Annotated in this window: 11 protein-coding genes; 6 read left to right on the forward strand and 5 right to left on the reverse strand. The window is 68.2% G+C overall.

The window, feature by feature from the left end:
• The 3 genes from WBA97_RS04635 to WBA97_RS04645 form a co-directional block, all read right to left on the reverse strand.
• Window positions 1-2829: BTAD domain-containing putative transcriptional regulator (locus WBA97_RS04635; RefSeq protein WP_424229420.1), on the reverse strand; the 2829-nt coding region annotated here is incomplete at its 3' end.
• A gap of 176 nt (window positions 2830-3005) precedes the next feature.
• The gene (locus WBA97_RS04640; RefSeq protein WP_424229421.1) at window positions 3006-3518 is read right to left on the reverse strand and encodes a helix-turn-helix domain-containing protein; all 513 of its coding nucleotides are present in this window, start codon (window positions 3516-3518) and stop codon (window positions 3006-3008) included.
• A gap of 316 nt (window positions 3519-3834) precedes the next feature.
• Window positions 3835-4101 carry a hypothetical protein gene (locus WBA97_RS04645; RefSeq protein ID WP_424229422.1) on the reverse strand — a complete coding sequence of 89 codons (267 nt, stop codon included), beginning with the start codon at window positions 4099-4101 and terminating at the stop codon, window positions 3835-3837.
• 172 nt (window positions 4102-4273) lie between these two features.
• On the opposite strand from WBA97_RS04645, the gene WBA97_RS04650 reads away from it, so the two are divergent.
• The 4 genes from WBA97_RS04650 to WBA97_RS04665 all read left to right on the forward strand — a co-directional run bounded on the left by WBA97_RS04650 (window position 4274) and on the right by WBA97_RS04665 (window position 9402).
• Window positions 4274-5137: a Scr1 family TA system antitoxin-like transcriptional regulator gene (locus WBA97_RS04650; RefSeq protein WP_424229423.1), complete on the forward strand. Its 864-nt coding sequence runs from the start codon at window positions 4274-4276 to the stop codon at window positions 5135-5137.
• Window positions 5134-5361 (forward strand): DUF397 domain-containing protein, encoded by a 228-nt coding sequence (locus WBA97_RS04655; protein ID WP_424229424.1) that lies wholly within the window; start codon window positions 5134-5136, stop codon window positions 5359-5361. Before WBA97_RS04650 ends, WBA97_RS04655 begins: the two co-directional genes overlap by 4 nt.
• A gap of 112 nt (window positions 5362-5473) precedes the next feature.
• Window positions 5474-9061: a DNA polymerase III subunit alpha gene (gene dnaE, locus WBA97_RS04660; protein ID WP_424229425.1), complete on the forward strand. Its 3588-nt coding sequence runs from the start codon at window positions 5474-5476 to the stop codon at window positions 9059-9061.
• On the forward strand, window positions 9058-9402 hold the full coding sequence (locus WBA97_RS04665) for a DUF6300 family protein (RefSeq protein ID WP_424229426.1): 345 nt from the start codon (window positions 9058-9060) through the stop codon (window positions 9400-9402). The genes dnaE and WBA97_RS04665 overlap by 4 nt, the downstream gene beginning before the upstream one ends.
• Here WBA97_RS04665 and WBA97_RS04670 read toward each other — a convergent pair whose 3' ends face one another.
• Complete coding sequence (locus WBA97_RS04670; RefSeq protein WP_424229427.1) at window positions 9403-9864, reverse strand: hypothetical protein; 462 nt, start codon at window positions 9862-9864, stop codon at window positions 9403-9405.
• Window positions 9865-10198: 334 nt separating this feature from the next.
• Here WBA97_RS04670 and WBA97_RS04675 point away from each other — a divergent pair, with 334 nt between their 5' ends.
• Together WBA97_RS04675 and WBA97_RS04680 are read left to right on the forward strand one after the other, a co-directional pair.
• Window positions 10199-11464: a multidrug effflux MFS transporter gene (locus tag WBA97_RS04675; RefSeq protein WP_424229428.1), complete on the forward strand. Its 1266-nt coding sequence runs from the start codon at window positions 10199-10201 to the stop codon at window positions 11462-11464.
• Window positions 11465-11616: 152 nt separating this feature from the next.
• On the forward strand, window positions 11617-12396 hold the full coding sequence (locus tag WBA97_RS04680) for an Fpg/Nei family DNA glycosylase (RefSeq protein WP_424229429.1): 780 nt from the start codon (window positions 11617-11619) through the stop codon (window positions 12394-12396).
• 166 nt (window positions 12397-12562) lie between these two features.
• Here the strand turns inward: WBA97_RS04680 and WBA97_RS04685 are convergent, their stop codons facing one another.
• The gene (locus WBA97_RS04685) at window positions 12563-13120 is read right to left on the reverse strand and encodes a DUF742 domain-containing protein (RefSeq protein ID WP_424229430.1); all 558 of its coding nucleotides are present in this window, start codon (window positions 13118-13120) and stop codon (window positions 12563-12565) included.
• Window positions 13121-13203: the final 83 nt, after the last annotated feature.

Genomic DNA, 13203 nt, shown 5'->3' on the forward strand with positions numbered 1-13203 from the left:
CAACAGCAGACCGCCCGCGCGGGCGGCGCGCAGCGCGTTGCGTGCCCACACCTCCGCCGTCGCGGGTTCGCCGCTGCGGACGTGCAGCTCCGCGATGCCGAGCAGGGCGTCGAGGCGGCCCGTGACGTAACCGGACGAGCCCGCCGCGTTCAGCGCGTCGGTGTAGCGGCGGCGGGCGACCGCGTAGTGGCCGAGGCCCGCGGCCGCGTCGCCGAGGACGGTGAGCACGTCCACCCGCACGTGGTGCTCGCCGCCCGCGCGGACCAGGGCCAGCGCGCGCTCGGCGTGGTCGCGGGCGGCGGTGAAGCGGCCCGCGTCCCGGTGGTGGGCCGCGATCTTGCGCAGCGCGCCTGCCTGCGCGGCCTCCCAGCCGATGCCCGCGCCCAGCGCGAGCGCGGAGGTGTGTTCGGTCAGTGCCGCCGGCAGTGCCTCGGTCTGCCCGGTCAGCTGACGGGCCCACGCCAGCGCGTCCGCCACCAGGCACTGGGCGCGGAGGTCGCCGATCTCCATGCACAGTGCCAGCGCCCGCTCCTGGTGCTCGATCGCCGCCGCCAGCAGACCTTGCTGCTGCATGGCCAGCCCGATGTCGTGCAGCTCCCGCGCCTCACCGGCACGGAAGCCGACGGCCCGGTCGATGGCGAGTGCCTCGGCCAGCACGGCCCGCCCCTGCTCGAGCCTGCCGAGCCCGATCTCCGCGCGGCCCGCGCCGTTCAGGCCCGTCGACTCGCCCTCGCGCCAGCCCGCCCGCGACGCCAGCGTCCGCGCCCGCAGGTACCGGGTGCGCGCGTCGGCGTACCGGCCCTCGCTCCACGCGAGCCTGCCGAGCGAGATCTCCATCGCCGCCTCGCCGATCACGGAGCCCTCGGCGACCGCGGCCGCGAGCCCGGCCCTCGCCGCCGAGGCCCAGTCGGCCCTGGGGGTCCGCATCGCCAGGTAGGCGCGCAGGGCGTCCACCACGCGCCACCCGCCGACCGCGATGAGGTTCGCGCGTTCGGCGTCGAGCCACGTGAGCGCGGCCGCGTGGTCGGCGAACGGCACCACGGTCGTCGGGACCGGCGCGCACGGCGCCAGCGCCATGCCGGGGCTGACCAGGGCCGCCGCGTGCCGCACGGTTGCCAGGTAGTGGTCGGCCAGCCGCCGCCTCGCGGCCGGGTCGTCGGGCGCCAGCTCCAGCGCGTACCTGCGCATCAGGTCGTGGCAGGTGAACCGGCCACCACCGCGGGACTCGACCATGTGCGCGGCGGCGAGCCGGTCGAGCACGGCCTCGGCCGCCGCCACCGGCAGCCCGGCGAGCGCGGCGACCGCCGGTGCCGTGAACTCGCGGCCCGGGGTGAGCCCCAGCAGCGGGAACACGTGCCGTGCCGCCTCCGGCAGCGCCCGGTAGGAGGCGTCGAACGCGGCGCGGACCGCGGCCCTGCGGTGTGCGAACTCGTCGAGGTCGCCGGACCGCAGCGCCGCCACCAGCGCGGACACCGGGGTGCGGGCGGCGAGCTTGCGTGCCGCGATCCGCAGCGCGAGCGGCAGGTGCCCGCACAGCGCGGCCAGCTCCTCGACGTCCGGGTTGGTGCCGCCGAGCAGCGCGACCGCGGCGGCGGGCTCCAGCACGGGCAGGCGCAGCAGGTGGGCACCGTGGGTCGCGGTGAGCCCACGCAGGTCGTCGCGGCTCGTCACCACGACCACGCACCGTGAAGGGCCCGGCAGCAGCGGCCGGACCTGGTCGGCGTCACGGGCGTTGTCGAGCACCACCAGCACCCGCCCGTCCGCGAGCCGTGACCGGTAGAGCGCGGCCCTGGAGTCCACGTCGGCTGGCACCGCGTGCGCCGGGACGCCGAGTGCCCGCAGGAACGTCGTGAGCACGGTGCCGGGCGCGGCGGGCTCGTCCTGCCCGTAGCCCTTGAGGTCGGCGTAGAGCCTGCCGTCCGGGAACTGGTCCTTCGCCCGGCCAGCCCAGTGCCGCACGAACGCGGTCTTGCCGATCCCGGCGGGGCCGGTGACCGCGGTGACGACCGGGCCGCGTCCATCGGCGAGGGTGTCCAGCGCGGCCAGTTCGGCGGCACGCCCCATCAGCTTCGGCACCTTCGGCACGAGGTGGGGGCGCGGCTTGCGCAGGTCGTCGTACAGCCTGCGCAGCTCGAGCCCCGGCTCGATGCCGCTGTGGTCGACGAGGATCGTGCGCACCCGCTGGTAGGCGGCGATGGCCTCGTCGCGGCGGCCGGCACCGTCGAGCGCGAGCATCAGCTGCCGCCACGGCCGCTCCCGCAGCGGATGGGCGTCGACGTGCCGTTCGAGTTCGGGGACCAGCCCGGTGTGCCTGCCGAGCGCGAGGTCGGCCTCCACCCTGGACTCCCACGTGAGGTGCCACAGTTCCGCCAGCCGCCTGCGGGTCCCGCTGACCAGCGGCGAGATGGGCACGTCGGCCAGTGCGGGTCCCTGCCACATGGCGAGCGCGTCACCGAGCAGCGCGGTCGCGTGTGCGGCGTCGCCTGCCCGCAGCGCGGCCCGGCCGTCCGCCGACCACTCCGCGAACACCCGGCTGTCGATCTCGCCGTCCCCGGCAACGAGGCGGTACCCGGGCCCGGTGTTGACGAGCGACTGCGCGCGGCTCTCACCGAGAATGCGGCGGATCCGCAGCACGTACCCGTGGATCTGGGTGGGCGCGCTGCGGGGCGGCCGGTCACCCCACAGCTCGAACAACAGCTGGTCGACGGTCAGCACGTCGCCTGCGTGGATCAGCAACGCGGCGAACAGGGCCCTGGGTTTGGCAGCGGCGATCGCCTGCCAGCGGGCGCCGTCGTGCGCGGCGACGTTCCCCAGCATCCGGTAGCGCACGCGCCCACCTCCGTCCCTCACCCTTCTTGACACCTGAGAGCGCTCTGAGGTTGCCATCGACCATAGGTTCATTCCCGCGACGATGGGAGCCGGACCTCCATCGCGTGCGTTTCTCCGCGGCGGAAGGACGCGTCTGCCGGGACATGGCCGGTATCCCGAAAGCGCTTTCTGGATGCTTAACCCATGAGTCGACTGCCTGCGCAAATCAGTCCGGTACGGCGGTCCCGGAGTCGACGCACGAGATAATCGAGGTCGATCCCGCACACCTTGGCAAGCGCCTCCAGCGCCGCGCGACCAAGCCGCACGAACGGGGTCTGACTCTCCGGCGATGTGCGCAGTCGAACCCTGGCCCACGCCTTGAACGGCCCCAGGTCGGTCATGGTGGTCCGCGCCGCCGCGCGCAGGTCGACGATGAGCCCGGAGACCTGCTGTTCGCCGATGCGTTGCATCACGCGGATCACCAATTCGTCCAGCGGTTCCTCCATCGCCTCCATCAGTTCCCAGAGTCGAACGACTGTGCACTGCCGGGTGCCCAGTTCGTAGGTCGCGAGCGTCTGAAGCGCGATGTCCAGCCCTGATCGCTCCAGCAGGTCACGGCGTGTCCACCCGTGCCCCCTTCGAAGTGAGAGCAGTTCGTCGCCGAGCACGCGCGAGACCGTTGCGGGTATCCGTTCGACTGCGCTCGTCATGCCACCGGCTCCTTTCTGTACCAACGGTCTCTTGCTCGCCCCGCCAGAATTCGAACCTGCGAGCCTGGGGCTTCTGCTTGGTCCCCCGAGCTACGAGCGCATCCAGACCAACGAGGTTGTAGCCGGTGGACGTGCCTGGCGGGGCTGGGGCACGTCCACCGGAACTCGGGTGTCACGCGGGTCAACCCGCGACGGGACTCCGGGAAGGAATAGGGACCGGCGGGCCGAGGGCGGGGGTCACTCGCGCCCGCCGGAGTCTCAGTGAGTGCGCCGGCTCTCTTGGCCGTACAGGTCGTAAAGGATGTCGATGATGGGGTTACCGCGGGTCGGGAGCAGCAGAAAGGCTGTTGGACTCATGATCGGATCCAGCCGAGAGCCGTGCGGCGAGATCGAGATGTCGCCGGCAGATGGAGCACCACTTCAGGCCAGTGGAGCGATCGTCCAGAGGACGGCATGGTGCGTTGCAGGCGGCGAACACCACGAGGGAGCCGCCCACCAGGAGCCGGCGGGCATCACTCGGGACATGGTGCTTGAACGGCCGGAACACGCCCGGCCAGCCTTCGGGATCGTCGGTCACCGACATGCTGCGTACCTCCTTCGCCCTGCCGGGGGATACCGTTGTAGCCAGAAAGATTTGGTAGCCGTAACGAACTGTAGCCCACTACGCCTGTAGCGCGCTACGGTCAGATATGGCCTATCCGGGTGACCCGTTGTCTGAGCAGCGACTACTCCCGGTAGGAGGTGAGACTGCCGTGGTGGCGAACACGTCAAGGTTCGCCTTGCGCCGGTGGATCGCCATCGAGCTGAAGCGGTTACGCGAAGCCGGCGGCTACGAGTCGATCGACGCGGCTGCGCGCATCGACAAGGGCGTCACGGCGTACCGGCACTACGAGAACGCCGTGCGGCTGCCCTCGGCGAGCGACGTCGAGGTGCTGCTCAACTGGTACGGGAAGCCCGAGCGAGTGCCGTTCTTCCGCGAGTTGATCAAGGCCGCACAGAAGGGCAAGGATTGGTGGATCAACTTCCCCGCCGCCGTGCCCGACTGGCTGGAGCTGTACCTGGGTCTGGAGTATGGCGCGGCGCGGATCAGCTCGTACGACACGATCATCCCCGGTCTGCTTCAGACCCGGGAGTACGCCGAGGCGCTCTACCGCGCCGGAGAGCGCCGGCTGACCGACGACGAGATCCACACCAAGGTCGAGCTGCGGATGACCCGGCAGAAGATCCTGGATCGTGACGAGGGTGCACCTCAGCTGTGGTCAGTGCTGGACGAATGCGCGCTCCAACGCCTGGTCGGCGGACCCGAGGTGATGCAAGCGCAGCTGGCACATCTGCGGACGATGGCGGAGCGGACCAACATCGAGATCCAGGTGCTGCCCAACAGTGCCGGTGCGCACGCGGGCGTCGAGGGAACCTTCACTATCCTGGACTACCCCGCCGAGTTCGAGGGCGACCCCGGCACGGTCTACGTCGAGACCCGCGTGCGCGGCATGTACTACGAACACCCAGCGGAGGTGACCGATTTCCGTCGGGTGTTCGAACGCCTGCAAATGCAGGCCCTCCGTCCTGGCGAGTCCCGAGAAGCGCTCGTCAAGATCAAGATAGCGAAGGAACGATGATGGACGCGACCACGGCACGCGATGCCCTCACTACCTCCTCTGGCTGGTTCAAGTCCAGCTACAGCGGTGGGCAGAACGGCTGTGTAGAGCTGAACTTCAGCGTCTATGGCTACGCCGGAGTGCGCGATTCCAAGCTCGGCCACGCCAGCCCGTTGCTGCTGTTGGCCTCGCCCAGCCTGCCCGTGTTCATCCGGCAGATCGACGCTGGCCGGTTCGACCGCTAACGAGCCGAGACGGCCCCGACACCTCGCGGCGACGGGGGCTGTGTCGTGCCGCCGACTGGGGTCTGACGGCCGGTAGTGTCCTCGTATCGCGCCGAGATCTAGGGAGTCCTCTGTGCCTGATTCGTTCGTCCACCTGCACGTACACACTGAGTACAGCATGTTGGACGGAGCGGCGAAGCTGGCGCCGCTGTTCGCCCGCGCGGAGGAGCTTGGCCAGCCTGCGGTGGCGATCACCGACCACGGGAACATGTTCGGCGCGTTCAGCTTCTACCAGGCGTCCCGCAAGACCGGGGTCAAGCCGATCATCGGCATCGAGGCCTATGTGGCGCCGGCCAGCCGCTACCACAAGAAGCCGATCTTCTGGGGTGAGGCGAAGCAACGCGGCGTCGACGAGGGCGGCGAGGGTGGCGACGTGTCGGGTGGTGGCGCGTTCACCCATATGACGATGGTGGCCGCCAACCCGACCGGCCTGCGCAATCTGTTCCGGCTGTCGTCGCGGGCGAGCTTCGAGGGCTTCTACCGCAAGGGCCGCATGGACCGCGACCTGATCTCCGAGCATGCGGAGGGGATCATCGCCACGACGGGCTGCCCGTCCGGCGAGGTGCAGACCAGGTTGCGGCTCGGGCAGGCCAAGGAGGCGTTCGAGGCCGCGTCCGCCTACCGTGACATCTTCGGCCGGGAGAACTTCTTCGTCGAGCTGATGGACCATGGGCTGCCGATCGAGCGCTCGGTGCGCGAAGGTCTGCTGGACATCGCCCGCAAGCTCGACCTCCAGGCGGTTGCCACGAATGACTCCCACTACGTGACGCCCGACCAGGCCGAGGCGCACGCCGCATTGCTGTGTGTCCAGACCGGCAAGACGTTGACGGACCCAAACCGGTTCAAGTTCGACGGGGCCGGCTACTACCTCAAGTCGGCAGAGGAGATGCGCGAGTACTGGGACAAGGAGGTCCCCGGCGCGGCCGACGCCACCCTCCTGATCGCCGAGCGAGTCGAGTCCTACGACGAGGTGTTCTCCCCCGTCGACAGGATGCCGAAGGTCCCGGTGAAGCCGGGTCAAACCGAGGCGGACCTGCTGCGGGAAGAAGTGGAGCAGTACATCCCCTCGCGGTACCCGGATGGCCTGCCCACCGACGAATACCGGCGTCGGATCGACTACGAACTGGACATCATTTGCTCCAAGGGCTACGCCTCCTACTTCCTCGTCGTCGGTGACCTGGTTCGGTGGTCCAAGGCACAGGGCATTCGGGTCGGACCGGGCCGAGGCTCGGCGACCGGCGCGCTGGTGTCCTACATCCTGCACATCATCAATCTGGATCCGATCGAGCACTCGCTGATCTTCGAGCGGTTCCTGAACCCGGAGCGAGACAGCCCACCCGACATCGACCTCGACTTCGACGACCGCCGTCGCGACGAGGTGGCCGCCTACGTGCGCGACAAGTACGGCAAAGAGAACTTCGCCCAGGTCATCACCTTCGGCACGATCAAGACCAAGGCAGCGCTCAAGGACTCAGCTCGTGTCCACCACGGCCAGCCCGGTTTCGCCATCGCCGACCGGATCACCAAGGCGCTGCCCCCGCCGGTCGCGGCCAAGGACATCCCGTTGTCCGGGATCGTGAACCCCGAGCACGAGCGTTACAACGAGGCCGCCGAGGTCCGCTCCCTGGTCCAGAACGACCCCGAGGTCAAGACGATCTTCGAGACCGCGCGGGGCCTGGAAGGTCTGATCCGCAACGCCGGGGTCCACGCGTGCGCCCACATCCTCAGCTCCGAGCCACTGTTGGACATCCTCCCGCTGTGGATGCGCGACGATGGGTCGATCATCACGGGCTGGGACTACGAGCCGTGTGAGTCGGTCGGTCTGCTCAAGATGGACCTGCTCGGTCTGTCCACACTGACCATCATCGATGACGCGGTCCGTGAGGTGGAGGCCAACCACGGCCGGGCCATCGACTTCGACACGCTGAAGCTGGACGACAAGAAGACCTACGAGCTGCTGGCCACCGGCGAGACCTTGGGAGTGTTCCAACTCGATGGTGGCGGCATGCGGACGCTGCTCAAGGCCATGAGGCCGACTCACTTCGGTGACGTGTCGGCGGCCCTGGCGCTCTACCGGCCAGGACCGATGGCTGTCAACGCGCACATGGACTACGCGGCCCGCTCGAACGGTCGTCAAACGATCAAGGCGATCCACCCCGAGCTGAAAGAGGCGCTCGAACCCATCCTGGGAGAGACCTACCACCTGCTCGTGTACCAGGAGCAGGTCATGGCCATCGCCCAGCAGCTTGGCGGCTATTCGATGGGGCAAGCCGACCTGCTGCGTAAGGCGATGGGTAAGAAGAAGCCCGAGGTCATCGCCAAGGAATCCGAGAAGTTCCTCAATGGCATGAAGTCCAAGGGGTTCAGCGAGAAGTCCGCGACGACGCTGTGGGAGGTCATGCTTCCGTTCGCGGGGTACGCCTTCAACAAGTCCCACACCGCTGGGTACGCGTTGGTCTCCTACTGGACCGCCTATCTGAAGGCGCATTACCCGGCCGAGTTCATGGCCGCGCAACTCACCAGCAACGGCGACAACAAGGACAAGTCCGCGATCTATCTCGCTGAGTGCCGGCGGATGAAGATCAAGGTGCTGCCGCCGGACGTGAACGAGTCCGCAGTGGCGTTCTCGGCGGTCAACGGGAACATCCGATTCGGACTCGGAGCAATTAGAAACGTGGGTGCCAATGTCGCCCAGTCGATCATGCGCACCCGTAAGGAAAAGGGTGCCTACACCTCCTTCGCTGACTTCCTCGACAAGTCGGAGCTGGTGGTCTGCAACAAGCGAGTGATCGAGTCCCTGGTCAAGGCGGGCGCATTCGACTCGCTGGGTCACACCCGGCTGTCACTGGTCCAGGTGCACGAAGAAGCGGTGGAAGCGGTCGTCGGCCTGAAGCGCCAGGAGGCGTTGGGCCAGTTCGACCTGTTCGGTTTTGGCGATGAGGACGGATCCGCCCCTTCGAGTGACTCCAGCCCACTGGCGCACCTGAAGTTCACGGCGGAGGAGTGGCCCCGCAAGCAACTTCTGGCCTATGAGCGGGACATGCTGGGCCTGTACGTCTCCGCGCACCCGTTGGACGGCGCCGAGGGCATCCTGCGCAAGCACGCCCCGAAGCCGATCGCCATGCTGGTAGACGACGCTCCGAAGGAGGGCGAAGTCGTGGTCGCCGGCATCATCGCGTCCGTGGACCGGCGGGTGAACAAGAAGGGCGAGCCGTGGGCAATCTGCACGATCGAGGATCTGGACGCCTCGATCGAGGCCCTGTTCTTCGCCAAGTCCTATTCGGTGATGAACGAGGAACTGGTGGCTGACAGCGCGGTCGCCGTCAAAGGCCGGGTGAACTGGCGGGACGACGCAATGAGCATCTTCGCCGGGGCACTGGTCACGCTGGACATCAGCGACGCTGAGCACAACCCCATCGCCGCCGCAGAGGTGCCGTTTGTGTTGCGAGCGGATGCGGCGCAGTTGGATCAGGACGCTGTAGCCGAGCTGAAGTCGGCCTTGGAGGCGCACCGCGGCGAGACTCCGGTTCAGATCGTGGTGTGCAGCACCCATGAGATACGGATGGCCGTACCGGACTTTCCGGTGAAGGTGTCAGGGGCGCTGGTCGGTGAACTCAAGAGCATTCGAGGGATCACCGTGGAGTCGACCAGCAGCGCATGACCGGACCCCGAATCGAGCTGCGTCCGTGCCTGCCGTGCCAGCTCTGCGGCGGCGAACTGCTGTTGGCAGTGCGCGTGCCAATGCAGGTGGACTGGACTGGAGGGCAGAGCATCGCCAGCTATCGAACGGTGACGCTCTGCCCTCGTTGTCATCGCAGCGACGCCGCGACCCAAGGGGTACTTGCCTTCTTCGCGGTTCACGAGCGCATCACCCACGAAACGGTGCACGGGGCCGGCGCGGTCATTCGCGAATGGATCGAGCGTGTTACGACGAATCCACCGACCTACACTGACGATGACCTGGAGGAGGACATCCGTCGGTGGGAAGACGGCGATATCTGATCAGTGGCTGTGACCCGGCCGGCACGGCGTGCAGTTCGCGAAGTCGGCCTGCCACAGCGGCCAATCGATCGCGAAGCCGTTACCTGCGATGACCTTCGCCGTTTTCTCGACGGAGCCGTCCACCTTCCTGGCGATCTCCGGCATGTGCTCCAGGAACTGCCCGTGGTACTTCTGGCAGAACTCCCTGTAGAAAGGAGTGTCGAGGATCATTGTGTGGACGCCGACGTCCACCAGGAACCCGCAGCCGATCTCCAGGTTCTGCCCCCACGTCTCCATCGCCGTGATCAGGTAGGCGACGGCTTGCCCCAGCACCCGGTCGGCCATCACGGTGTCCCACGGGTAGTCCCGCACCATCAGCGCGACCAGCCGATCCCACTGTTCGTTGGACATGAATGTCTTCGGGTCGCGCGACTCCTTCTCGGTATCCGGTACTGCACTGACGGTGGCGAGGTTCGCGGTCATGATCAATCTCCCATTTCGATTACTGGCTCGCAATACGGCAAGCCCGTCATGACCGTGCCGGTAAACGATGACTACAACAAGCCACCGCGAGTGTGACGAACGTGATCGCGGAATTACGCGGAGTAGAGCCAGGGGAACTATGCCCAGGTACAGAGGTTGTGAACTGCTCTTGATGTTCGGTCGGCGATAGGTGTTAGAACGGGCGCTGCAGTCGCAGCAGTGAAGGGATGGGGGGCACTCGGAGACCGAACACAGTCTCGTTTGCTGGCAACGGAAGTAGCCGTGCTGACGTGAGACGGGAACAAACTCCGCACGGGCGGAGTTGTCGCCGATCATGGAACAGGCCACTCTGCACAGTCCGTCTTCCCTGGACCGTTCGGAGCAGTCGGCAGAGTCGCCAACTGGAGCCGCGAGACTGAGGATCATCCTCGTTCTCGGCGCGCTCATCGCTCTCGGTCCCCTGACCATCGACATGTATCTTCCCGCGCTGCCCGCACTCGGCGCGGACCTCATGGCCTCCGAGTCCGCGGTGCAGCTCACGCTCACCGGCACGCTCGTCGGCCTCGGGCTTGGCCAGCTGGTGATCGGCCCGCTCTCCGACGCGGTCGGCAGGCGCAGGCCACTCATCGCGGGCACCGCGGTGCACATCGCCGCATCACTGCTGGTGCTGGTCGCGCCGAACGTGCTGGTCCTCGGCCTGCTGCGCACGCTGCAGGGCGTCGGCGCGGCGGCCGCCATGGTGGTCGCCATGGCCGTGGTCCGCGACCTGTTCACCGGGCGCGCGGCGGCGACCATCCTGTCCCGCCTGATGCTCGTGATGGGCGCGGCCCCGATCCTCGCGCCGTCGATCGGCGCGGGCATCCTGCTGTCCGGTTCGTGGCGCGGGGTGTTCGCGGTGCTCGCGGCGCTTGGCGTGGTGCTGCTGCTGGTCGCGATCTTCCTGCTGAAGGAGACGTTGCCGCCGGAGCGCAGGCGCGCGAGCGCGGTCCGGCCGGTGCTCGCCACCTACCGGATGCTGCTCACCGACAGGCAGTTCGTGGTACTGGCGCTGGTCGCGGCGCTCGGCATGTCCGCGCTGTTCTCCTACGTCTCGGGCTCGTCGTTCGTGTTGCAGGACACGTTCGGGCTGTCCCAGCAGGAGTTCGGGATCGTGTTCGCCATCGGCGCGGTGGCGCTGATCGGCGCGTCGCAGCTGAACGTCGTGCTGCTCAACCGCTTCACGGCGCAGCAGATCGTGTTCGGCGCTCTCGCGGCGGGGCTCGGTTTCGGCGCGGTGCTGGTGGTGGTCGCGGCGTCCGGATTCGGTGGCCTGATCGGCTTCCTGGTCCCGCTGCTGTTACTGCTCGGTGCGGTCGGCTTCGTGCTCCCGAACGCACCCGCGCTCGCGCTGTCCCGCCACGGCGAGGCGGCGGGCACCGCGGCCGCACTGCTCGGCGCCGCGCAGTTCGGGCTGGGTGCGCTGATCGCCCCGGTCGTCGGCGTGCTGGGTAACGACGGCCCGGCGATGGCGCTGACCATGACCGGTGGGGTGCTGATCGCGCTGGCCGCGCTGGCCGCGACCATGGTCCAGCAGAAGCGGCGCGCACTGGTTCCAGCCTAGGCTGGGGCATGTCCGATGGATCCTTGCGCGCAAGTCTGCGCCTGACCGACAGTTAGCTCATGGGAACGTGACGGCACTCAGCCACTGACCGCCTGCGGTCCGCGGGCGTCGCTGGGCCGGGACCAACACTGTGAAATTCCGGGGAGGCGGACTTGCCCGAGGGTGACACCGTTTATGCCACGGCGCATCGGCTGACCGAGGCGCTGGCCGGTGTCACCCTCGTGCGTGGGGAGCTGCGGCACCCCCGGCTGTCCACCGTGGACCTCAAGGGCCGGGTGCTGGAGCGGGCCGTGCCGGTCGGCAAGCACCTCTTCCTGCGGTTCGACGGGTCGCTGAGCCTGCACTGCCACCTTCGCATGGACGGCTCATGGCGGATCTACACCGGCCGCGCGCCCATCACCCACCGCACCCGTGCGGTCCTCGGCATCCCGGGGACGACCGCCGTCGGCAACCTGCTGATGGAGATGGCGCTGCTGTCCACTTCGGACGAATACCGGCTGGTCGACCACCTCGGCCCCGACCTGCTCGCGCCGGACTGGGCCGACGAGCACCAGGCCGAGGCCGTGCGCCGCCTGACAGAGGACCCCGCGCGGCCGATCGGTGAGGCGCTGCTCGACCAGACCGTGATGGCCGGCGTCGGCAACGTCTACAAGGCCGAGGTGTGCTTCCTGCTTGGTGTCTCGCCGTGGACACCGGTGTCCGATGTGGACGTCGAGAAAACCGTGCGGGTAGCCAGGAAGCTGTTGCTGCGCAACGCCCTGCGTACCAACCGGAACACCACCGGCGACCCGCGCCGCGGCCGCGACCTGTGGGTCTACGGCCGCGCACGCCAGGGCTGCCTTCGCTGCACCGGACGGCTACTCGTGCTCAAGCAGGACACCCGCACCACCTACCACTGCCCACACTGCCAACCAGGCCCCAACCCGCCTTAAGAACCCGCGAGTCCACGGTTCAGAACCCGCGAGTCCACGGTTCAGGACCCGCGAGTCCACGGTTCAGGACCCGCGAGTCCACGGTTCGGGACCTACGAGTTTGTCGTTCAGGCGCGCGACAGCACGTCGTTGCCGCGGCGGACCACGTCCTTCTGATCGGTCACGGTCAGAGGTTCTTCAGGCCCGACGCCACGCGGTACAGCAGGTCCAGCGTCGGCTTGTCGGCGGTCGACTGGTGGACGTGCAACAGGCCGAGGTCGACGACGTCCGAGATCAGCACGCGGGCCGCGCCCAGCGGCAGGCCGAGGTGTGCCGAGACCTCGGCGGTCGAGTGCGGGGTCCGGCACAGGTCATAGATGGCACGAAGGTCGTCGCGCAGCGCGGCCCTGTCGCGGACGCGGGACAGCGCCGTCGACAGTAGTGTCTCCAGCTCCAGCCGGTAGTGCACGTGGGTGCGGCCGCCGGTACGCGTGTACGGGCGCACGAGTTGCTTGGGGTGGCTCGCCTCCAACGACAACGGGTGCGCCTCCTTCGGCTCCACCCATGGGCCGGTGTCCGCGAGCGGGGACACCAGGTCGGGCGCCGGGGTGGGCGGTGGTGCGAGAGGGAGGAGCTTCTTCTGGTTCTTTCCCCGGCGGCCCAGCGACTTGCGGCCCGCCGGGACCACGGAACGCGGGCCGATCGGCAGGGAAGCCGGGGTCGGTGGGGGCAACGTGCCACTCACGGCGTCATCAGTCTCGGGATCAGGCGGTTTGGGACGAAATCCGTGTGCTTCCCACTCCTGGTGGTTGCCCCAGCCGCCGTAGT

This window comes from Actinophytocola sp. (assembly GCF_049647105.1).
Lineage (GTDB): Bacteria > Actinomycetota > Actinomycetes > Mycobacteriales > Pseudonocardiaceae > Actinophytocola.